Here is a 22,278-nt window from a genome sequence, read left to right as displayed (position 1 = left end):
CCTGGTACTAAGGAAAAGTATAAAACATCTCCCTAAAAAAAGAAAGGGGCAATGCCTATCTCCCTATTTTGAGAGTCTCGTAAGGCCGTTTCGGCAAAAAAAATAGCATCTCACCGAAATGAGATACTATTTGGTCTCTCGAGGATTATCAACTATTATTGATTGATAATTTCTCTCGATTTGTATGTTCCGCATACTTTGCATACGTGGTGAGCAAGCTTCATTTCTCCGCATTGTTCACATTTTACCATGCCCGGCACAGCCAATTTGAAATGCGTGCGGCGTTTGTCGCGGCGCGTTTTGGACGTTCTCCGTTGAGGTACTGCCATGGTTCCCACCTCCTTATTCAAGTCAACCCGGGTTCCGGTTTGTTTTTGAGGTAATTCAAAAAATCATCTTTTGATCACGAAGTCAACAAGTTAGTTAATTCGGCATCGAATCTTGAATTCATCCGGACCTTCCGCTGCTCACGTAGGCTCACCTACGCTCCGCTGCTCAGTTCCTGGATTTATCCAACCTTCTCGGTGCTGAAAACCTGATTTTTTGAATTTGCATCAATAACGCATTAATTTACTCTTTGAAAAAATCGCTGAGCGAGGCCAGACGTGGATCAATCCGTTCCGTATTGCAGCCGCAATCCCGCTCGTTCCGATCGGTTCCGCAGTTGGGACAAAGTCCCTTGCAGTCTTCCTTGCATAAAGCTGCAAACGGCAGATTCAGAAGAAAAGATTCCTCGATGTATGGCACCAGATCGACTTGATCTTCGGCCACCACTTGAATATCTTCATCTTCACCCTGCGATTCTGCCTCGGGATGATCGCTTTGCTTGAAGCTTTCTTCAAATTTGATATCGACTTTGTGAGTCAAGGGCTTCAGGCAACGGGAACAGGACATGTCCAACTCCCCGGTTAGCTTCCCGGATACGTTCACTATACCGCCCATAGCAGACACCGCCTGCAAATCGGCCTTAAGTGGTCCGGCTCCGGTAATATCCTTGCGTCCCTTGATAACACGGCTCACATCAAGCTCCTGATGGATCTCCAACGGTTTCTCGGATGAAGCCAACTGACGAAAATGAAAAATCATGAATATCACTCCAAACAAACAAAAATTATTATACCGATTTTAAGTAAGTTTTGTCAACCGTCCAGCGGCATTTCCTGTTATATCGCGGTCATTTCGGCCAATTCGTCTTCTTATGGTATATTACTATTTAAACAGAAAAGTAAATTCAATTAAAATACGTGTTCAAAAAGTCGGTTAAAGATCCTGAAATGCTTCGTGATCAAAAGATGACTTTTTGAACAACCTCCAAAAGTAAAAGGTGTGGAACCATGAATACCGTCGGACTAATCGTTGAATATAACCCGCTTCACAACGGACATGCCTTCCATTTTGCGGAGGCCAAGCGGCTGGCCGGAGCCGATGCGGTCGTCGCCGTCATGAGCGGCGACTTCCTGCAACGCGGCGAGCCCGCTATCGTGAACAAGTGGGCGAGAACCGAGATGGCGCTGCATTTGGGCGCCGATCTCGTTCTTGAGTTGCCGGTGGCTTACGCGGTGCAGCCGGCCGAATGGTTTGCGTACGGCGCTGTCGCCCTGCTTGAGGCGACGGGCGTCGTGACGCATCTTTGCTTCGGCAGCGAAGCCGGGGCGCTCGAGGCGCTGCTGCCGCTCAGCCGGCAGCTGGCGGACGAGAGCGCCGCCCTTAAGGCGGCGGTGGCCGAGGAGCTCGCCACGGGGGCGAGCTACCCCGCCGCCTACGCCGCAGCCGCCGCGCGCACCTGCGCCGGCGACGGCGGCGATGCCGCCGCAGCGCGAGCGCTTCTGATGCAGCCCAACAACAGTTTGGGGCTGCACTACCTGATCGCGCTGCGGCGGCTGCGGAGCGGCATCGCGCCGCTCACGGTGCGGCGGCGGGCCGCAGGCTACCACGACGCGGCGCCGACGGACGCCGCGATCGCGAGCGCTACCGCCGTGCGGGCGCTGCTGGCCGAGGGCGGGCTGGAAGCCGCCGCCCCCTACCTGCCGCTGCTCACGGCGGATATCCTGGCCCGCGAATTTGCCGCTGGCCGCGGGCCCGTCACATGGAACAGCTTCGAACGACAGCTGTTCCACCGGCTGCTCCTCTGCACGCCCGAGGAGCTCGCCGATCACCACGAAATGAACGAAGGGCTACAATTCCGGATCAAAAAACTGCTCCCGGGACTGGAAAGCCCATCGGTAACCGAGCTTCTGAAGCAGCTCAAAACCAAACGATACACCCATACCAAGCTGCAGCGCACCCTGCTGCATGTCCTGCTCCAGCACCACCGGTCAGCCTTAACTCCGGAAGCTTTGAGCGGTGGTCCCGGTTACTTGCGTGTGCTCGGGTTTAGCGACAAAGGACAGGAGCTGCTGAAGCGGATGAAGACCACTTCCTCCCTTCCTGTCGTCACCCGGGCCGCCGGGCTGGACGATCCTCAGCTGGAGCTTGACCTGCGGGCTTCCGCGGCTTACGCTTCCGCCATGCCGAAACGCGAGATGTCCGATCTATTCCGGGATTACCGACAACCACCAATCCGGCTATAAGGTCAGCTTTTGATCACGAAGTTTTTCAAGCAGTTGACTTGACATCAAATCTTGCGTTCACCCTCGAAGTCCGGTACTCATGTAGGTTACCCTACACTCCGTTCCTCCTTCTTCGGGTTCCCGCAACCTTCTCGGTGCTGAAAAGCCGACTTTTTGAACTTTATGGGTTGTTCAAAGCACTTCAAGAATCAGCCTTTGGCAGGAAGCTCCTCCAGGTACTTAAGCGCATCGTCGACCTGCTTGACCGGAACGAGCTTCATTCCGCTCTTGATCTCATCTGCTTTTGCCTTGGCCTCTTTATAATTGTCCTCCGGCACAAAAAATATATCCGCATGCTGCCGCTCCGATGCGACAATTTTAAATTGTACGCCTCCGATCGGTCCGACGCTACCATCTTCCGACATCGTGCCGGTTCCGGCAACCCGGTAGCCCTTACTGAGATCTCCCGGGGTAAGCTGGTTATAGATTTCAAGAGTAAACATCAGGCCCGCCGAGGGTCCGCCAATCCGAGTATCTTCAAAATGAACCTCCTTGTCCGGATCGCTCGGCTGTACCTTCCGCACTTCGCCCACGCTGACCCCAAGGCCAGCTTTAGGCTCTCCATTTTCCTCTCCGATTTTCACAAGTTCAACCTGCTGATCGATCTTTTTGCCACCGCGTTCCAGTTCCAAAGGTACCTTATCTCCGCTGGTTTTCCCTTTCAAAGCCGCAGCCAAACCTTCAAAGTTCCCGATTTGCTCTCCGTTTAGCTTCTTAATAATATCTCCCGGATGAAAATCACCTTTGGGCGTAACCGTTTTGGAAAAGCCGACAACGAATACATACTCGGGCACCACTGCATAATCGATCTTGGCCTGCTTATATGCCGCCATGATGGAATTGGACTGCGAGCTGCTCATATAGTACCGCTGCTGAGTCTCATACTCCTCGTCATTCCGGTCGGGCTCCTTGCGAATAATTTCCGCATGCCGCTTGAATTGAGTCGTAATGAGCATTGCGAGGTTCGCATAACTCACCGAAACAGTCGTCAGCATGAACGCACCCTTTTCCTCTTGATCTCCGCCCGCCACGCTGACCATGGGCTTGATCTCATCCGCCGATCCCGGCTGATGAATCATATAGGGCGTCGGCATATACACAACGACATAGACCAATATAGCCAGCGAGATGAAATACAGCCCCGCCTTGATGACTGCAGATCTGGATTTACGCATCCTCTAATTCCCCCCTTATGTCAAGAAGCCCATACTCCGAAGTGCCGCAAAACGCACTGGAAGTCTGATATCTTCATTAAGGCATGTACTCCTTGCCCTTCGCATATCTTGTACTATTCATTATTTTCGAAGAAGGTGAAGCCTTTGCATAGCGAGCGCCATGCCGGCGGCAGTCTCCCGTCGACACTCCTGTTCGGACTATCCGCCATCCTGCTCGTGATTTGTATAGTCTACGCACCGGGCGAAGCCTTTCATGCTTCCGGTCAAGGTTTATCGATCTGGTGGAGAGTCGTTTTCCCGGCCCTGCTGCCCTTTCTGGTACTAACCGAAATATTGCTGGCGAGCGGTTTCGCCCACGGCCTTGGCGTACTGCTGGAGCCGTTGACGCGAAAAGGGCTCGGTCTTCCCGGTTCCTATGCCTGGGTGCTGCCGCTTGGGCTGACTGCCGGATTTCCGGCCGCCGCCTCCGCGTCGGCAAGCTTGTATAAACAAGGCAAAATAACCGCCCTTGAGGCGGAAAGAATGGCCAGCACCGCGCACTTTGGCAGTCCGATGCTGCTCGTCGTGGTCATCGGGACCGGGTATATGAGCCGGCCCGAATTAGGCCTTTTTTTGCTGGCCGTTCATTGGTTGTCCGGAATTGCAGCCGGAGTTACGCTCCATTTATTATCCTCGGGGACTCGTTCTCTGCGGAAAACGGGGTCAGTTGCACCTAAAGCCAGCCCCAAACCAACGGTCTCCCGCTTCCGGCTTGCGGCCGTTCAAATGGAGGACGCCCGCAGAGCCGATGGCCGGAGCTTCGGGAAATTGCTGGGCGATGCCGTCAGTGCAGGGGTGCAGACACTAATGACCGTCGGCGGTTATATGATTATTTTTGCCGTCGTGATCCATGTGCTTCTTTCCGCTCTTCCCGACATTATACCGGCCTATTCCGTAGCGGGAGCGCTGGAGATCCACCTTGGTACCCATGCGGTTGCTGAAACGGCGATGCCTCCTGCAATCGTCAGCGCCTTGCTCGGCGCCTTTCTGGGCTGGAGCGGTATTTGTGCGTATCTTCAGGTTAGAGCCGTGCTTAAGCCAGTAGGACTAGGAAGCGCCCTTTTTCTGGTCAACCGCTTGATTCACGGAGCTTATGCCTATGTATTAACGCTTTTGCTGTGGCGCCCACTTACACGGTTGCTGCCGGGGACTCTTCCCGCTAACGCGGAAACCGGTTATGCCGTCATTAGGTCAGGCGAGGGAATGGGCTTTCCTATACCGGAATGGAAACAGATCGCCGGACTCATACAAATGCAATTCTCATTATTTTTTCTGCTGATTACCGGAATTCTGATTCTCTCCCTGATCACCAGAAAACGGTCAAGTTAAAGGTTCAAGAACCCTACTTAACGAACTTGGCTTTCAGCGCTTTTTCCACTTCTGCCGGAACAAGATCCCCGACATCCCCGTGAAAGCTGGCAATCTCTTTGACCACGCTGGAGCTAAGGTAAGAATATTTCGGGTTGGTCATCATAAATATGGTTTCGACTTCGCTGTTCAGCTTATGATTGGTCGAGGCGAGCTGAAGCTCATACTCAAAATCCGTCACGGACCGGATCCCTCTCACGATGACATGCGCCTGCTTGTAATCCATGTAATTCACTAACAAATCGCGAAAGCTGTCAATTTCTACGTTAGGTAAATGCCCCGTCACGGTCGCAAGCAATTCTTTTCTCTCCTCTACGGTAAACAGAGGATTTTTGCTAAGGTTGTTCAGCACCGCCACAATCAGTTTGTCAAACTGGCGGGAAGCGCGCTGAATGATATCCATATGACCTTTGGTCACCGGATCGAAGCTGCCGGGATATACCGCAATGCGCGGCGTTTTGAGCTGGTGTTCCATGTTACTCCTCCTTGCCCGGTTCCTGGACCGGGCTTGATTCTTGTTGTTCATAGTTGTAGACGGAGACGGCCGCTTCACCGTATTTCGCTTTACGGACTTCCTTGAAGGGACCGAAGCTGTCCGGGTATTCAAAGGAAGAATCGTATTCGACCACGATCGTTGCTTCCGGCTTCAGCAACTTCAGGCTATCCATCGTTTCCATCAGCTTGTCCACGTGTTTCAACCGGTACGGCGGGTCGAGAAAGACCAGATCAAACGTCGCTTCCCGCTTAGCCAGTGCTTTCAAAGCTCTTTCGGCGTCATTCTTGTATACCTCGGCTTTATCTTCAAGTCCGGCCGCTTTTAAATTGGAACGGACAACCTCAATACTCTTATATTCCAAGTCGACGAACACAGCCTTGTCCATGCCGCGGCTTAGCGCTTCGATTCCTAAACCGCCTGTGCCCGCAAACAAATCAAGCACAGCTCCTCCGTCAAAATACGGACCGATCATACTGAACAAAGCTTCCTTCACTTTATCCGTCGTCGGCCTAGTTCCCATGCCGGGGACCGCTTTCAGCGTTCGCCCCCGGGCGCTGCCCGATATCACTCTCATGCAAGTTACCATCCTTTATGTCTAAATACCTGTCGATATCGTACCATAATCGCGTAAAGATTGAAAAATCGAATCCGAGAAGATTTTGGTTCGCGGATGTATAAACACGCAAGGAACGGACAACACTTGAATTATCGACATCACAAATGTCGTAGACAACCGCGGAGAAGACTTACGTTTCCCCATAAGCTCTTCGTCCGGTTTCTCCTCTCCCATGATGGGCGCCCCGCGAGGGGTGCCCGGACAAAAGCTCTTGTAGCGTGGTATTCTACGAGGGCTTTTGTCCTTTTTTTTGTGCATTGATGACTAAATCCACCAATACTACCTCAAACATATGCGATGATTCTTCACTGAACAATAAAAAAGCCACTCTCGAATGAGTGACTTTGGATCATCTTATTTTTCGATAATTCATAAATAAAACTAGGAATACCATGACTATAATAAACAAAACAATCAATCCTACTATCCAAAGGAAACATCCTAAAACCGGGTGCATTTTTAACCTTGCTCCACAATGTGGACATCTTCTAGCACTTGTAGCAACTATTCCACTACAAACTTTGCACTTAACCAAATTCTTGTTGATCTCGTTCGCCATACGCTGATCCTTCCATATGTTTTTGTAGTCCCATAGTATCACCCTTTCTGTGTTCTAACTAGCATTGTGTCAGAACTGATTATAGTGTTGCATTTTACACTACTGGAAAACCTGATTATGGACGTAATGATGGCTTTCGTATAAATAAATCTCCCTTGACATGATCTTACCGCGCTCATTTTTGACCGGGTAACGATGAATTTATCCCAACTGCTCGAGCTCCTTCAATTTGGCCCCGAATGCTGTGCTTAGGCGTTTTTAAAACGAATTCCTACATCCAATCCAATTATTTTCCGCCTCTATCAAAAAATAAAACAATAAAATTTTATTTAAAATTTTTAAAAAAACTGCTTAAAAGCAATTGCATTGGGTAATTATTATTTGGAATAAAGGATACGTCGATAAAACGCAAAAAAACCGCCGGGGTAAGATCGGCGATTTTACGATAAAAGAAGCATTATTCAGTTTTCGTGGAGATGTCCACTTACAGTGTTGATACGTGGTTATTGCTTCGCGATGACTTGCCGCCTAGATTAAAATGGGCTGAGCGATCAGTCCCCGCTGGAGGTCCAATTCTTTCTTTACAGTGTTAAATACGTCCTGCAAAGAAGGGCCCCAAACTAAGTTTTCTTGTTTTACGTAGGTTTTGACCTCGGCACAGCTGCGGTCGTAAGTTTCCAGGTAGCCGCTGCCGATCCTTATGAGATGCTGTCTGGATTGCTTGATCAATGATATATATTCGTGATAAAGTTCCGATTGGATATATTTCGATTCAGCGGAAAGCTCGGACCATGCGAAGGCCCCGCCCTCGACGCATTCTGATGACCCATGGACGTATTCAATGTCGGAATGAACGAGAATAAACAGGCGAAGTCGCTCTTCCAGCGATTTGTAGCGTTCTTTCAAATGCTCCATCGACTCCATTAAACACACTCCTTTCTAAAGCAATCATTGAGCAAAAAGAGAGGGTTTTATTTAACCTTCACGATACTCTTTCAACCTTGCAATGATGTTTCTCATAGCTTAAGTATAAGCCTTTTCCAAAATAAAGTATACAAACAATTTACAAAAACGTAACTTTTACATTAAAATATCGTCATTTAGCGTCAAATACCCTGCTGTTTTTCCAGCAGGGTATTATTGCGTATTCTATGCTTCGCGGCGCTTCCGGCATCAGCCCGCATTCTTTTTGTCGAACAGTCCGCGGCGGTGCATGATCGTGATTAAACGATAAAAATCAAAGCCCCCCGTCTCCGGATTGTTGATCAACGGTTCCTTTTTGTCGTAATTAACAGCGGCCTGAACAGCCTCCCTGGCCCAGTCCGGCAGCTTTGTGTTTGCCTTTTTTTCCAACTCCTCGATCCGATCAGCCTGCTTGCGTACGATATCCTGCAAAGCTTCAAACTGCTTCTTCTCCTCCGCAGTCATCGGTTCATCTCCTTCCCGGGTATCGTATTGATAAAGATTGTACTTATCCATCAAAGAGATCAGCTTGGCTACATAGTCAGGATCCGTTGCATACCCTGCCGCCGATACGGCATATGCCGCTTGCCTGCCTGTCCGGTGCAACACCGCGGCGTACCGCTTGTTTTGCAACAGGCGGGTATGATCCTCAACGGATTCCGCCCAGGAATGATATTTCCGGAACGAGGCATTAATTTTGATATATGATCCGTTTCGATACTCCGTCGTCGGCATAACTATGCTGCCGGCAGGACCGTTTCCTTTTATTCCGAATAAATTGTTTGCTTTCTGGGTAAGTCCGCTGGATCCCCAATTCGACTCCAATGCGGCCTGGGCGATGGTCAAGGAAGCCGGCACGCCGCTCCGAAGCCAGTCTCTTATTGCATCGGGAGCTATTCTAGCAATAAATTCTGTGCTGTTCATCTCATCACCTCCCTTTTAATTTATGAAAAAAGAGCAGGATGCGCTTGGACATCCCGCCCTTTAATCCCGCTACTCCATAATTTTGTCGGGATCAGCTGCTTTTTCGATTTTGTGCTCGACTCTTCTTTCGCTGCCAAGATAATATTTTTCCAGAGGCTTCAATTGATCATCCAGCGTATAAACGAGCGGAGTACCTGTCGGTATGTTAAGGTCGATAATTTCCTCAGCGCTTAAATTGTCCAAATATTTGATCAAGGCCCTTAAACTATTCCCATGCGCCGAAATAATCACCTTTTTGCCGGCAAGAATTTGCGGCTTGATTTCCCGCTCCCAGTAATCCTCCACCCGGACAATCGTTTCTTTCAGGCTTTCCGACAAAGGAATAAACTGATCGGGCACATCCTTGTATTTAACATCATTGCGAGGATACCGCTCATCTTCCTTGGTCAGCGCAGGAGGAAGAACATCATAGCTCCTGCGCCATAACAGCACCTGTTCTTCTCCGTATTTCTGCGCCGTCGTCAACTTACTCAAACCTTGCAGGGCCCCGTAATGCCGCTCATTCAGCTGCCAAGTTTTGTGGGTAGGAATCCACAGCAGGTTCATCGCATCAAGGACGAAATAGAGCGTCTTAATCGCCCGCTTCAAATAGGAAGTAAACGCAACGTCGAAGACAAACTTCTCTTCTTTCAGCAGAATACCCGCTTCTTTAGCCTCTTGAACTCCCTTTTCCGACAAATCGACGTCCGTCCAGCCCGTAAACAGGTTGGATTTGTTCCACTCGCTCTCTCCATGTCTGACAAGCACCAGTTTATACATTCTTTGCTCACCTATCCCTTCCAGTGACTTCTTCCCCGGCATTAGACCTGGCGGAGCTGGTAATGTTAATGCTCTCACGCGCTCAAATCATGCATATCCTCGGTTGGGCCGGGCAACCTAATTTGTGGTTTCGCAACTACAAAACAACTTAATCAGGAGGGTTTCATTTCATGTACAATCAAGCTTCTTCGCAACTTCGGGAAATTGAACAGCACATCAAACAACTGGAGCAGCAAACCCGCCAAGCGACCGCAATGTATCAGCAACTTTTGGAACAGGAACAACAAAATGCTGCACAGCTTGAACAGATTGCGGACAAAGAAAGAAGAGCCGCCCACACGATTCAAATGGCTCTGCAAGGCCATCAAACAGCAATGCAGCAATATCAGCATATCGTTCAACTGGCCGGACAAATCGAACAAAATATAAACTCCGTATCGAATAACTATGGCAACCCGGAGTACAGAACTTCCGCAGGCATCGGCCTCCGTCCCCTGGGCGGACAAAGCTTCGGCCAAGGAAACTCCGGTCAAATTGGCGGGTTTTCAACGGGCTCCATGAACTCCGGTACTCAATTTATGCAGAATCAACCCGGCGTTCATCTGCGGGGCTACCAATAACCCCTAAAATCCAATACAGTATACGCAGCCGCCTTATCTTTAGGGCGGCTTTCCTGTACTCGGTAAATCATCCTTATAATTAATACCCAAAAAGACCATCAGCTATTATAAACTGCCCAAGTTCTCCATCTGTGGTATAATGGGAAATCATTATGACGGGTGGAGGAACCTATGAGCAAGGTAATGCTTTTTATTTTTTTGTCGTGGCTGACCGGAAATCCTTTGATCGCCATTCTTGTTCTGCTTGTCATCATTTACTTCCTGGACCGGCGCTTTGTAGGAGTATTCCCCAGTATTTCCAAACCTTTCAAACGATATCGCAACATCTCGAAGCTCCGGCAGCAGCTCTCTTTGAATAATTTCGATGTATCTTCCAAACGTGAACTTGCCAGATTGTTGCTGGACACAAAGAAATTCAAAGAAGCCTATGACCTGCTGGAAGAAGTGAAGCCTTATTCTGAGACTTCCGCTGAATATTGGGACGATCTTGGCACCGCTTTAATCGGTCTCGGCCGTCTTGAAGAAGGAGAAGCCCAAATTCTGCACGCATTAAGTCTGAACGAGCGAGTAAAATACGGTCAGCCTTATTTGCACCTGGCAGCTGCATTCCGCGAGAAAGAGCCCCAGAAAGCACTGGGCTATGCCGCCAAGTACGGGGAGATCCAATCCTCCTCCAGCGAAGCCTACTACCTGCTCGGAAGTCTTTACCTCTCGCTTGGCCAAAAGGAAGAGGCTAAGAGTGCCCTGAATGAATCGCTTGCCGTTTACCGCAGCTTGCCGAAATACAAAAAACGGCACGAGCGGAAATGGGCCGTTCGCAGTTATTTTAAGTCACTGACATTATAATGACCCCCGGATCACAAACAAAGAACCGCGAGCTCCAATTGCTTTGGCTGGAGCCCGCGGTTCTTTCACTTATTTATTATCCATTTTCGCTTTGCCCGGTGTTCCGGCGGAATGGCCACCAATTGAACTGTCCGAACAGTTTTACCATCACCGGAATCAGGAACGGAAGCACGATCACCGCATACAACGCCAGTCCCGTTAATACGACCGTTGCGATTTGCAGCATGGAGAGCACGCCCGAAGGATACATGGACGCCATCGTTCCTCCCAAAATAACGGCGGCGGATAAAATGACCGTCCCCATATTACGCATCGAATGCAGAATGGCGTCGCTCACGTTCCAATCTTTATTTTCATTAAACCGGTCCATAAGGAAGATGCTATAATCCACACCGAGCGCGACCAGAATAACAAAACCGAAGAATGGCGTAGCCCAGCTGATTCCCGAATAATTGAAAATATCGACGAACACCCATTCCGTAAAACCCATGGATGCGTAGAAGGTCAGTACCAGCGAAGCGATCAGATAGATCGGCATCACGAGCGAACGCAGCAGCAGAACGAGAATAATGAAAATCCCGGCCAACATCAATACTACAGTCCGCGTATAGTCTTCACCGGAAATGGTTTTCAGGTCGTTAAAAGTACTGGATACGCCCCCGACAGCGATTTCCGCCTTCTCCAAGTCCGTTCCTTTGACCGCCTTTTCAACCGCTAAGCGAATCGGTTCTACCTCATTGATCGCTTCGTTCCCGTAAGGATTGCTGGAGAATACGACGTCCAGCTTCATGACTTTGCGATCCGGAGAGAGATACATATCGAACACTTGGGTCATTTGTTCGTTCTCCATTGCCTCTTCCGGTACATACCAGCCGGCAAGATCTCCTTCCGCAGCGCCAACCTCGTTTAAGTATGCTTTGGCTGAATCCAACCCGCCCGATACTTGTGCCAGGCCATCCACACTTTGATCCAATCCATCCGTCAGTTGGGAGATCTGTCCCGAGAACTGACTGAAGCCATTCTGGATTTGCTCCTGCCCGCTTTGGATTTGCGACAGTCCGGTTATCACTTCCGGAATTTTATTGACGATTTGACCCTGTCCTGCAGCCGCTTGATCCAACCCGGTTTCTAATTGGGTCAACCCGCTAATTAACTGATCAAAACCTCCGGCCAGTTGTTTGCTTCCTGCTGCGGCAGCCTCATATCCTTGATTGGCTTGATTCAGACCGGCGGTTACGCGTCCGAATTCAGCTTCCATTTGCCCCAGACCTGCCGACATCTGCGGCAAACCTTTGCCCATCTCCGTTACGGTGCCAACGATCGTCAAGTAGTCCGGATCGGAGGCGAGCTCAGGAAATTTATTTTCCAAACTTGCAAAACGGGCGGATAGACCGGAAAGGCTTTGGGCGGCTGCATCCAACTGTTTACTGATTTGTCCGATGCCTTCGCCAAATTGCCCTAACCCGCTTCCGATCTGCTTATAGGACTGCAACAGTTGATCATGAGCAGCCGCCAAATCCTGGGCGCTCTTTTTCACCTGTCCCAAGCCCTGTTTCAAGCCCCCGGCCCCCGTAGAACCTTCTTTAATCCCTTTTTCTATGGCGGACAGACCGGTTTGCAGCTCAGCGATTCCGTCCTTCAACTTGCCTGTACCTTCAGCCAGCTTGCCCGTGCTTGCCGCCGCTTCCTTCAGCTTCGGCTCATTTTCGGTCAATGAAGCGCTGGCCTCCGCAAGACCACTCTTAATTTTGGACAAGCCCTCATTTCCTTGGCCAAGCCCTTCGCCAACCGTTTTCACCTGACTGTTCAGCGCAAAATCCTTAACCTCGTCACCCGTCGGACGGCTCATGCTGCGTACACTGGCGACGCCGTTTACCCCGGTAACTTCACGGCTGATTTTCTCCGCAAGGGTCATGTAGTCCGCATTGTCCATGGGCTTGTCGTGTTTAATAACGATTTGCGTCGGCAAAGATTCTCCCGGCTCAAAACTGTTCGAAATCAGATTGTACGCCTTAACCGATTCGTACTCATCCCCGATTTCTTCCATGCTGTTAAACGATACATTCCCGCTGTAGCTGATCAGAAACGGTACGGTAACCGCCGCAACGATCAACAGAGCGGCCCATGGCCGCTTCAGAGAGAAGGAACCGATAGCGCCCCAGAAGCGGTTTTCTTTATGCTCCAGAGAACCGCTGAGCGGCCAGAACAGCTTCGTTCCCAGCACGGCCATAAAGAACGGAACGATCGTTACTAGCGCGATCAGCATCACTGCGATTCCGACGGCGACCGCTACCGCAGAGCGATAAAGAACAAATTGCGAAAATCCGATGGCCGAAAAACCGACCAATACCGCAAGACCCGAAAAGAACACCGTTTTCCCGGCTTTCCGGTACGTCTGGATAATCGCTTCCCATTTGTCGTTCCCATGCTGGAGCTCTTCTTTGAACCGGCTGATCAGGAGTATACAGTAATCGGTCCCGATCCCGAACATGACGGCGACCATAAAGATTTGCGTATACGTCGATATCGGAAAATCGAATCCGTCAACCAGAAACGAGACGATCGATTGCGATACCAAATAACTGATCCCTACCGTCAATAACGGTATAAACGGGGCGATTACCGAACGGAACACGACGAAGAGAATTAATAAAATAAAAATAACCGTAAAATATTCCGATTTTTTCAGTCCTTGTTCAGAACTGACGACCATATCCTCGTTGATCTGCTCTTGTCCCGTTAAGTAATGCTCGGCTTTGACCTGATCCAGCGCATTGTGGATATCCTGCTCCACCTCGGTCAGCGGGCGGTCCGAGTGTTTAACGGACAACGAGGTCAAAATCGTTGTTCCGTCTTTCGAAATCATTTTGTCCGCCGCTTCCGGAGTAGTGAACGGATCGGTGATCGACACGATGCCGATTTGATCCATTTGGTTCCGGAGCGTACCCAGAGCTTGCTCAATCTCGTCTTTATCGCCTCCGGTCAACCCTTCATCCGCATGAAACACAAGTGCGATTTGCGTTGACTTCTCTCCTCCGTTCGCATCCGAAATATCACTCAGAATCGCTGATGCGGTGGAAGAGGAATAGCCTTCCGGAACAGCAATATCCCCTTTTTCGCGAACCAGATCCGACATGGACGGGGCCGAGATGAACAGCAAAACCGCGGCGGCGATCCATACCAGTACAATGACCCATCTGGCCTTCAAAATAAACTTCATGATTCCCCACTCCCTTCCTCCAATAAATTAGCCAGCTTTTCAAATACACTGATGAATCCTTCGACTTCATCATGGCCGAAATGAACGAGGTATGTAGACACCGTCTCCATGATTTTGGCTTGCGCTTTTTTATAGTTGTCTAATCCTCGGTCCGTCAGAGACAGATAAACGACTCTCCGGTCGTCTTCGTCCCGGGTGCGCTCAAGAATGCCTTTATCCGCCAGTCTCGTAATGATTGCGGTAATCGAGCTCTTCCCCACGGCAAAAGATTCGGCAAGCTCTGTGGAAGTCACGTTTCCGCGCGTCACAATATAATCGATGATTTGGAACTGGTCCATCGTCAAGTCATCCTGCAGAACTTCACGAATTTCTCCGTGCAGTCGCTTCGTCACTGTAAAATATGCCGCCATATAACGCTCTATCAATTCTTTAGATCCTTGCATCAGTCCGAAGTCTCTCCCTCCTCAGTCTCTCTTGTCCCAATTGTTCTACAATGAAACAATTCGCTAATAGAACTATATGAGGTTCCAAGTGGATTGTCAAATCCACTTTCCTCGCACAACAAAAACCCCCTCGCCACCGGCGAAGGGGTTAAATGGCTACAATTAGCGGTGAAAAGCCTAAACTTCTTTTTAGTCTTCAGCAGGTTCTTCCGACTCATACACGCAGCGGAACTGCTCGGGTTCGTCCGGACCTGGGTTAAACCCGTTTACTGTAAATCCAATGTTTCTGAAAAAGTCAGCCTCTTCCTCATCCGTTACCGCTATAACGACCTCCGGCTGTTTCAGCAGCAGCGCCTCCACGATCAATCCCCGGCCATAGCCCTTAAGCCTGTCCTCAGGACGAACCGCCAGATGAAGAATGTCCATTTGTCCTGAAGAATTGGTAGTGAATCCGATCAGTCCGATGTTTTCCCCTTCTTCTTCAAAGACGTACAATTCAGCGCCCGACTCATACAGTTCCCAAGCCTTCTTCTCTTGCTCGGATCGAATCGGGTCGCATATTCCATTAATTCGGCAATATCAGACTGAACCGGAAAGGATGTCACTCGAACGAGCACAGCATGTCCTCCTAATGTTTTTTCTCGATCATTTCGGTCCGACCGTCCTCGTATCCGACAATGACCGTATCTGCGATGTCAACGAACAAACCGTGATCAACTACGCCCGTCATCATTTTCAATTCATGGCTCAATTGTGCGGGAGACGGAATCTTCCCGAAGGCCGCGTCCACGATATAATTCCCGTTATCGGTTACATACAATTCCCCGTCACGGGTGCGCATTTCGAACTGGACGTCGTAGTTTCGTTTCAACTGTCCGAGCGTCCACTCATAGCAAAAAGGAACAAGTTCAATCGGCAGCTTAAATTGACCCAATTGAGGAACCATCTTGCCGCTGTCGGCGATCACGATAAACCGGTCGCTATTGATCGCTACCAGCTTTTCGCGGAGCAGCGCACCGCCGCCGCCTTTAATCAGCGCCATTTCAGGATCCACCTCATCCGCACCGTCGATCGCGATATCCAAACGTTCCACTTCCGAAGCCGGAATGAGAGGAATTCCATATTTTAAAGCGAGCTCTTCCGAAGCATTGGATGTTGCAATGGCTCGAATCTGCAAGCCCTGCGCTACCCGTTCACCAATTTTCTCAATGGCATAATAGGCGGTTGACCCGGTACCGAGACCGACAACCATCCCGTCTTGGACCAATTCGGCAGCACGGTAACCCGCCGCTTGTTTTGCGTTCATATAATAGCGCCCCCTGTAAGTAAAATACGATCATGCTATATTCATGGATACAGTTTTCATGATGCTGGAGTGGGTTCTGAACGAACCGACCGACAAGTACCATATGTAACAATCAGTTTGTTGACTGACATAATCAGCTAATATCATACCAAAAAATACAGCAAAAAAGAACTGCGCATTCCCAGGCCCGAAGGACCATCCAGGGAAACGAAGTTCTTTGGTTGCAGGTTACAAGTTATCGATTACCGTTCGGATTCCCTCGAAAGAAATATCCTCCACCGCTTGACCATTGATGAAAATCGTCGGGGTACCACCAACCTGATGGTTTTCCCCAATCATGAAATCTCTTTTCACATTCTCTATATATTTTCGTTCCTCAAGATCCTGTTCAAAGGTCTTCATATCGACATCCGGTATATTCTCCTTTACCAGCTTCATTATAAAGTCCTTGTTTGCCCAGGCCTCATCTTTTGCGCCTTGATGCTCCATCATCAGATCAAAATAAGCCCAGAAAAACTCCTGATTCTGCTGATACAACGACTCCCCCGCAAGTGCCGCAAAATTGGAATCGGGGGCCAGGAACGGAAAGTCCACATAGTAAAACACCGCTGCGCCGGTATCCAGATATTCCTTCTTGAGCTCGGTTAGCACTTCATCCTTCCACCGTTTGCAAGCGGGGCATTTGTAATCTGAAAACTCCACAATTTTGACCTGGGCGTTAGGTTCCCCCATATAAGGCTGATGCTCCAGGTCAAAACCTTCAGGAACCGCATTGGTCTCCACATGCGCCTGTTCCAAATCAGGAGAGCTCGCCGCACGATTACCTTGTTCCATACATCCCCCGACCAGCACAAGAGCAATTCCGCACACCAACCAAAACCCTATTTTCTTCCCATTCATCCTCAAAATCTTCCTCCCCGGCACAAAAAAGTAATAATTTGGACCAGTATAGAGGGCGGTACGTATGACTAGCTAGGAAGAAAATCACTTGGCTGACGGTAAGCTAACTTTGATGAATGGGCCGCGGCGTCTTTGTAACTTTCCTTTTTTCTTTCCCGCCGGTTCCTTTGCTCCCTTTACCTTCTCCCGATTCAGGTTTAACCATAATTAACAACAGCACCACGGCAATAAGGGATACGGCACCAATCACGATAAACATCATCATATGGCCTCCGCCCACCAAAAGGGAAATGACCGGCGGACCAAGCGATACCCCGATGAACCGCATGCTGCTGTATATCGAAGTAATGGTACCGCGCAGTTCCTTATCAATGCCTTCGGTAATCAAGGCATCCGAGCTGGGCAGGACGATGCCGATCCCGACGCCGCAAATGATCAGGCAACCGATCACAAAATAAATATTGTTAAATGTACTGATTCCAAACAGTGCTGCGGTAGCAAGCACAAGACCGATGACTCCGCACCATTTCATCAGGTTTTTATTCTTGCCGATTTTTTTACCCGTTATATAAGAAGCCAGGCAGAGAGCCGCTAACGGAATGGCCAGTACCAATCCCTTCAGTACCCCGTCCAGGCCGTGTTTCTTCTCCAACTGATCGGACAAATAAAACAGTACGCCGAATAACAAAAACATGCATATTCCGCCAATCGCAAAAATGGCGTACAGCCACCGGCCCTTTTCCGCAAAAACTTCCTTGACCGATTTCATAAATTCCCTCAAAGGCTTGGCTTCCTGATTCCGTTCCGGTTCCTTGACCAGAAAGATCACGAGCAGCAGAGAGATCAAGCACAAGACAGGGATAGCCAAAAATGGAACATACCAAATCCACGCTCCCAGCAAAGCGCCCAGTATAGGACTGAGCACTTTCCCGAAGGTGTTCGAGGTTTCGATAATTCCTAGGCTGTGGCTTACTTCATCTTCATCATCGAACATGTCTCCGACAAGCGGCAGAACAATCGGAAAGGCTCCCGCAGCCCCGACACCCTGCAGCAAGCGCCCCGCGATGATAATCCAATAGACGGCCGTGCCGTCGGCAAACCAGGAGGCGGCGCCCGACACCGCTCCTCCGACACCTGCGATGATCAGACTGGGAATGATGATTTTTTTTCGGCCCCATTTGTCCGATAAATATCCGGCGACCGGGATCAGCAATATGGCGACTACCGCATAGACCGTAATCAACATGCTGACCTGGAAAGATGATATACGCAGCTCACGGGAGATCTGCGGCAATATCGGGATCAACATAGAATTTCCAAGGGTCATGATGAGCGGAATGGATGCCAGCGCAGCCAGATCACCTTTTTTGTTATCCATCTTTCGGCCACCCTTCAGATTCGATAAATCATTCCATGAAGAGTAGTTTGGTTGTTAATCAGTAAAATATACTCAGCGGCCGTCCGGTCAAATCTGGACGTACGCCGATTTGTCGGTTTCGCGGATAAACCGGCTCGGTTCGCCGACGGAGTAAACGTGCAGCAAGTGCATAGCCCTTGTACATGCCGTATAGAACAATTTCCGCTCCGTTTCACGCGTATATTTCCGGTCCGATCCGTCATAGATCAGCACGGCATCGAATTCCACTCCCTTGGCCAAATATGCCGGGATAATGTGGATTCCTTTCTCAAAAGACAGCGTAGTCTTCTTGATCAGTTTGACCGGCAGGTCAGCCGACAGCTCTTCGTATGCCTTCAGGCTTTCCGCCGCGGTTTTGCAAATCACCGCGATCATATCGTAACCGTCGCTCCTTAGCGCCTTAATATCGTCCTGGATCCGGCCGTGAAGCTCCGTTTCGTCTCCGACCAAGCGGACCTCCGGTTTCTCGCCTTCCCGGTTGAACGGAACGATAGCTTCTCCTCCGTAAATCATCCCCCGCGTGAACTCGACGATTTCGCGCGTCGACCGGTAGCTCTGCACTAGGGTAATAAGCTCGCTTTCGGCTTCCCCGTAGAGGTCGGTCAAAGCCGTCGACTGCTGCAGCACCGACGCGTGTGCATAAATCGCCTGGTTTAAATCCCCCAGCGCAGTCATGCGGGCACGAGGAAATAACCGTTTCAAGAAGTACAACTGGAATGGGGAGTAATCCTGGGCCTCGTCGATGATCACATGTCGGATGGCCGTATTGGAGCGGAAGCCTAGAATCATTTCTTTTAAGTAAAGGAACGGGGTCGCATCCTCATAATACAGCTCGCCCTGTTTGATCTTGCTGAGGGTTTGACTGCAGATCGCCTCCCACTCTTCCGGTAGTTCACCTGAACTGAGTTCCCCCATGAGTTCGGGCTGTTGAAAGAGCTGACTGTACAACTTGGTCACATCCACGAAACGAAGGGATTTGACCCATCTGCGAAGCGGTTTAAGCCGTTCGCTTACGACCATTTTGGCTAAAATGGTCTTTTCTTCTTCGTAGTCGCTAAAATGATCTCCTTTTTTTTGCTGGTTTTTCCGCATGCGTTGGTAGGCTCTCTGGTAATCCTCAGTATCGAGCAGCTGAATTTGCTCCTCCACCCAAGGTTCCGTGAGCTCTGATTTTCCGAAAGCCGCTAACTCCTTAAGAAGCCATTCCTTGAGCAATTCACATCGATTCGCCAAAGTGATCGCAGGATCAAAAGCGTAAAACGCCGCCGATATCGCATCCGCACCGATCACTTCCTTACCTTGAAACCGTAAAGGCCGGAATTTCATCTCCTTGCGCTCCAGAAGCGCTTTATACCGGTTGATCGCATCCAAAAAAGAGGACGAGGATTTATAGCGCAGCCCGCTGATCCTTGCCGAGTAACCCTCATTTTCTTCGCTGGAGAGCACATATTCCATTTGCACAAACGGATCTTCCAATTGGTATTCCCGGCCCAGCCGATGTTCCAAGTACTCCTGGAACGTTGTTTGCAGCATATTCTCTTCGCCAAGCTCCGGCAAAACCGTGGATACATAACTATTGAACATCGGGTTCGGCGAGAAAAGAATCATTTGATCGGCTTGCAGCGTTTCACGATGCTTATAGAGTAAATAGGCTACACGCTGCAGCGCGGCGGACGTTTTGCCGCTTCCTGCCGCTCCCTGTACGATCAGCATCCGGCTTTTGTCGTTTCGGATAATCCGGTTCTGTTCCCGCTGAATGGTGGCCACGATGCTCTTCATCTGGGCATCCGAGCTGCGGCTCAGAACCTGCTGAAGCAGCTCGTCACCAATGGTAACTCCGGTGTCAAACATTACTTTGATCTCGCGCCCGCGAATCACGAATTGCCGTTTGAGCAGCATCTTGCCTTCGATTTTTCCGGAGGGCGTTTCGTAAGAAGCAGGTCCCGGAACACCGTCGTAATATAGATTCGAAATCGGAGCTCTCCAGTCATAAATAAGAAAAGCTTCGTCCCCTTCCTCCAGAAGGGAAGCAATTCCGAGGTAGATCGGCTCCGCGGGATAACCATCCTCGGCAAAATCGATCCGCCCGAAATACGGCGACTGCTTCAGCCGTTTCATTTTGTCTAATGCAGCAGAAGCATGCTGATGGCTTTTCTCTCTTTCCGACAACACCTGGGATTGCTGACGCAAGCTTGTCGATGTTTCCCCCACATCATCCGCTTCGCTGAAGTTGACGGTAACCTCATCCCAGAACTCCTTCCGCATGGTTACGACGTCTCCACGGACGGTTCCTACCTCCCGTTCCAGCCGGGAAATATTGTCCTCAATCCGGTCTGCCACATATTCCACGCGCTGCTGTTCTTCCTGCCAAGCATTGTCCGTTCCGCTCACAATGATCGCTCCTTCTGGTAAACTACTTCTAGACGGTCTAGATTATTGAGTGAATCACCTATTGACATTTCAAAATATCCATGATATAATTCTATTAGGATATTTTTGTTCGTATCATTATTTCTACAGTCCATCTTTCATTGTATCCATTTTATGCGATAATTTCAACCTCATTATTGATTTTTTTAAACCTTACACCTGAAATAGTAAAGTCCCGCCATTCGGCAGGACTTTTTTTGATGTCAGAAATCACGTTTGTTTCGCAGGCCCGCGATTACTTTTTTAGGATTCCACGGGCACTTGGCTATGATCCGCCAAACGGTTTAGCCGCTCTAACTGATGCCCGTACTCATACATTTCCGCAGATACGATCGACAGCCTCAGGATCCCTTGCCGCTGCGCGGCATAACGATCCAGCATTCCCCTCAAAAACTCATCATTATCATGCTCAAATTGTTCGGCCTCTTTATTGTTCGGCTTCAACTTGTCATCAAATTTCAACATGATATGCTCATGGAATTTTATTAACTTCTCCAACTGCATGTCAAATTCCTTGTTCAATTCCGGAGTTCGCACCGCCTGAAAATAATGCTGTTCCACGGCATCCAGCACCCCGTACCCTTTGCGCAGCGACTTGAGCATCTGCTTGTACACTACAAGCTGCCTGCTCTCGCTGAATTTCGGCGTTTTGAGCTTCTTCTGGTCCTCTTCCATCAGCTTGTATTTATCCGACAAAGAGTTGATCGAATCTTCAAGCTTCCGTTTCTCGCCGCGGAATACCGATTCCTTGATTTCGTCGGAAACGGCAGTACGAAGCAACAGGGACAGCTGTTCAAAGGTTTCCTTGATCTGATTCACATATTGTACTCTCGGTTTTGGCGGAAAAACGATGATGTTGATTACAAAAGCGGAGACGATCCCCACCAAACTTAAAGCAAAGCGGTTCAATGCAAACTCCCATTGACCGGAGGCCTCCATGACGGCTACGACCGTAACCAGCGTAATCCCTATCGTTTCGCCCATTTTTAGTTTCAGACAAATCATGATTACAAGAATGCATACCAAGCCCACGGCGATCGGCTCATTGGAGAACAACAAACCGCCGGCCATGGCCAAAATGGCGCCTAAGGTGTTGGTTTGCAATTGGTCCATCAAGTATCTCCATGAGCGGTAAATGGAAGGCTGCATGGCAAATATCGAGGCGACCGCCGCGATTACCGGAGAAGATAAATTAAACCAGCTGACCAAATACAAAGCCAGTGTTACAGCCAATCCGGTCTTTAGCATTCTAGCGCCAAACGTCACAACAAATTCCTCCTGTTAGAGGTTGTTCAAAAAGTCATCTTTCCACGACGAAGCAGATTATGAAGCGCATTCGACGTCGAATCTTGAATTCAGCCGGGCCTTCCGTTGCTCACGTACCTGATGTACGCTCCGCTACTCAGTCCCTATCTTCATCCAACCTTCTCGGTCCTGAAAACCTGACTTTTTGAACTCGCCCCTTTACTTCTCTCTCATCTCATTTTTACCCGAATTGAAAGGTTTCCGCTCATTTTGTCAACAATAA

At 49.6% G+C, this 22,278-nt stretch carries 21 protein-coding genes; 4 read left to right on the top strand and 17 right to left on the bottom strand.

Going from position 1 to position 22,278, the window contains the following annotated elements:
- Positions 1-155 precede the first annotated feature (155 nt).
- Both rpmF and NYE70_RS02470 read right to left on the bottom strand, forming a co-directional pair.
- A complete protein-coding gene (gene rpmF, locus NYE70_RS02475) occupies positions 156-329 on the bottom strand; it encodes a 50S ribosomal protein L32 (RefSeq protein WP_211021312.1) in 174 nt (57 codons plus the stop codon).
- A 241-nt stretch (positions 330-570) separates the two neighbouring features.
- Positions 571-1,086, bottom strand: a complete 516-nt coding sequence (locus NYE70_RS02470; protein ID WP_211021311.1) for a YceD family protein — start codon at positions 1,084-1,086, stop codon at positions 571-573.
- A gap of 248 nt (positions 1,087-1,334) precedes the next feature.
- Between NYE70_RS02470 and NYE70_RS02465 the strand changes: the two genes are divergently transcribed.
- Positions 1,335-2,570 (top strand): nucleotidyltransferase, encoded by a 1,236-nt coding sequence (locus NYE70_RS02465; protein WP_341044913.1) that lies wholly within the window; start codon positions 1,335-1,337, stop codon positions 2,568-2,570.
- A 188-nt stretch (positions 2,571-2,758) separates the two neighbouring features.
- Here NYE70_RS02465 and NYE70_RS02460 read toward each other — a convergent pair whose 3' ends face one another.
- Positions 2,759-3,784 carry a SepM family pheromone-processing serine protease gene (locus NYE70_RS02460; RefSeq protein ID WP_213654093.1) on the bottom strand — a complete coding sequence of 342 codons (1,026 nt, stop codon included), beginning with the start codon at positions 3,782-3,784 and terminating at the stop codon, positions 2,759-2,761.
- Positions 3,785-3,919: 135 nt separating this feature from the next.
- Between NYE70_RS02460 and NYE70_RS02455 the strand changes: the two genes are divergently transcribed.
- Positions 3,920-5,152, top strand: a complete 1,233-nt coding sequence (locus NYE70_RS02455) for a nucleoside recognition domain-containing protein (protein ID WP_373316803.1) — start codon at positions 3,920-3,922, stop codon at positions 5,150-5,152.
- 13 nt (positions 5,153-5,165) lie between these two features.
- On the opposite strand, the gene coaD is transcribed toward NYE70_RS02455, so the two are convergent.
- From coaD to gpmA, 6 genes are all read right to left on the bottom strand, one after another.
- Positions 5,166-5,666 carry a pantetheine-phosphate adenylyltransferase gene (gene coaD, locus NYE70_RS02450; RefSeq protein WP_211021307.1) on the bottom strand — a complete coding sequence of 167 codons (501 nt, stop codon included), beginning with the start codon at positions 5,664-5,666 and terminating at the stop codon, positions 5,166-5,168.
- A 1-nt stretch (position 5,667) separates the two neighbouring features.
- Positions 5,668-6,261, bottom strand: coding sequence for a 16S rRNA (guanine(966)-N(2))-methyltransferase RsmD (gene rsmD / locus NYE70_RS02445; protein ID WP_290405828.1), 594 nt, complete (start codon positions 6,259-6,261; stop codon positions 5,668-5,670).
- Positions 6,262-6,282: 21 nt separating this feature from the next.
- Positions 6,283-6,477: a single-stranded DNA-binding protein gene (locus NYE70_RS02440; RefSeq protein ID WP_211021535.1), complete on the bottom strand. Its 195-nt coding sequence runs from the start codon at positions 6,475-6,477 to the stop codon at positions 6,283-6,285.
- A gap of 913 nt (positions 6,478-7,390) precedes the next feature.
- Positions 7,391-7,786, bottom strand: a complete 396-nt coding sequence (locus NYE70_RS02435) for a hypothetical protein (RefSeq protein ID WP_341044912.1) — start codon at positions 7,784-7,786, stop codon at positions 7,391-7,393.
- A gap of 249 nt (positions 7,787-8,035) precedes the next feature.
- Positions 8,036-8,749 (bottom strand): glycoside hydrolase family 73 protein, encoded by a 714-nt coding sequence (locus NYE70_RS02430; RefSeq protein WP_213654091.1) that lies wholly within the window; start codon positions 8,747-8,749, stop codon positions 8,036-8,038.
- Between the two features lie 69 nt (positions 8,750-8,818).
- Complete coding sequence (gene gpmA, locus NYE70_RS02425; RefSeq protein WP_211021302.1) at positions 8,819-9,568, bottom strand: 2,3-diphosphoglycerate-dependent phosphoglycerate mutase; 750 nt, start codon at positions 9,566-9,568, stop codon at positions 8,819-8,821.
- A 170-nt stretch (positions 9,569-9,738) separates the two neighbouring features.
- On the opposite strand from gpmA, the gene NYE70_RS02420 reads away from it, so the two are divergent.
- Both NYE70_RS02420 and NYE70_RS02415 read left to right on the top strand, forming a co-directional pair.
- Positions 9,739-10,188 (top strand): hypothetical protein, encoded by a 450-nt coding sequence (locus tag NYE70_RS02420; RefSeq protein ID WP_211021301.1) that lies wholly within the window; start codon positions 9,739-9,741, stop codon positions 10,186-10,188.
- Positions 10,189-10,359: 171 nt separating this feature from the next.
- Positions 10,360-11,034 (top strand): tetratricopeptide repeat protein, encoded by a 675-nt coding sequence (locus NYE70_RS02415; protein ID WP_211021300.1) that lies wholly within the window; start codon positions 10,360-10,362, stop codon positions 11,032-11,034.
- Between the two features lie 76 nt (positions 11,035-11,110).
- On the opposite strand, the gene NYE70_RS02410 is transcribed toward NYE70_RS02415, so the two are convergent.
- From NYE70_RS02410 to NYE70_RS02375, 8 genes are all read right to left on the bottom strand, one after another.
- Positions 11,111-14,254 (bottom strand): MMPL/RND family transporter, encoded by a 3,144-nt coding sequence (locus NYE70_RS02410; RefSeq protein ID WP_341044911.1) that lies wholly within the window; start codon positions 14,252-14,254, stop codon positions 11,111-11,113.
- Positions 14,251-14,697, bottom strand: a complete 447-nt coding sequence (locus NYE70_RS02405) for a MarR family winged helix-turn-helix transcriptional regulator (RefSeq protein WP_213654089.1) — start codon at positions 14,695-14,697, stop codon at positions 14,251-14,253. Before NYE70_RS02405 ends, NYE70_RS02410 begins: the two co-directional genes overlap by 4 nt.
- A gap of 189 nt (positions 14,698-14,886) precedes the next feature.
- Positions 14,887-15,192 (bottom strand): GNAT family N-acetyltransferase, encoded by a 306-nt coding sequence (locus tag NYE70_RS02400; RefSeq protein WP_341044910.1) that lies wholly within the window; start codon positions 15,190-15,192, stop codon positions 14,887-14,889.
- Between the two features lie 133 nt (positions 15,193-15,325).
- Positions 15,326-16,003, bottom strand: a complete 678-nt coding sequence (gene rpiA, locus NYE70_RS02395; RefSeq protein ID WP_211021296.1) for a ribose 5-phosphate isomerase A — start codon at positions 16,001-16,003, stop codon at positions 15,326-15,328.
- Between the two features lie 228 nt (positions 16,004-16,231).
- Positions 16,232-16,903: a DsbA family protein gene (locus NYE70_RS02390; RefSeq protein WP_213654088.1), complete on the bottom strand. Its 672-nt coding sequence runs from the start codon at positions 16,901-16,903 to the stop codon at positions 16,232-16,234.
- A 103-nt stretch (positions 16,904-17,006) separates the two neighbouring features.
- Positions 17,007-18,281, bottom strand: a complete 1,275-nt coding sequence (locus NYE70_RS02385) for an MFS transporter (protein WP_211021294.1) — start codon at positions 18,279-18,281, stop codon at positions 17,007-17,009.
- Positions 18,282-18,368: 87 nt separating this feature from the next.
- Positions 18,369-20,711, bottom strand: coding sequence for an RNA polymerase recycling motor HelD (gene helD, locus NYE70_RS02380; protein WP_341044909.1), 2,343 nt, complete (start codon positions 20,709-20,711; stop codon positions 18,369-18,371).
- A 282-nt stretch (positions 20,712-20,993) separates the two neighbouring features.
- Positions 20,994-22,016, bottom strand: coding sequence for an FUSC family protein (locus NYE70_RS02375; protein ID WP_341044908.1), 1,023 nt, complete (start codon positions 22,014-22,016; stop codon positions 20,994-20,996).
- Between the last annotated feature and the right edge of the window lie 262 nt (positions 22,017-22,278).

This window comes from Paenibacillus sp. FSL R5-0407, from assembly GCF_038009185.1.
Classification (GTDB): Bacteria; Bacillota; Bacilli; order Paenibacillales; family Paenibacillaceae; genus Fontibacillus; species Fontibacillus vini.
The sequence above is the reverse complement of the archived record's forward strand: the minus strand, read 5'-3'. Positions and strand labels throughout refer to the sequence as shown.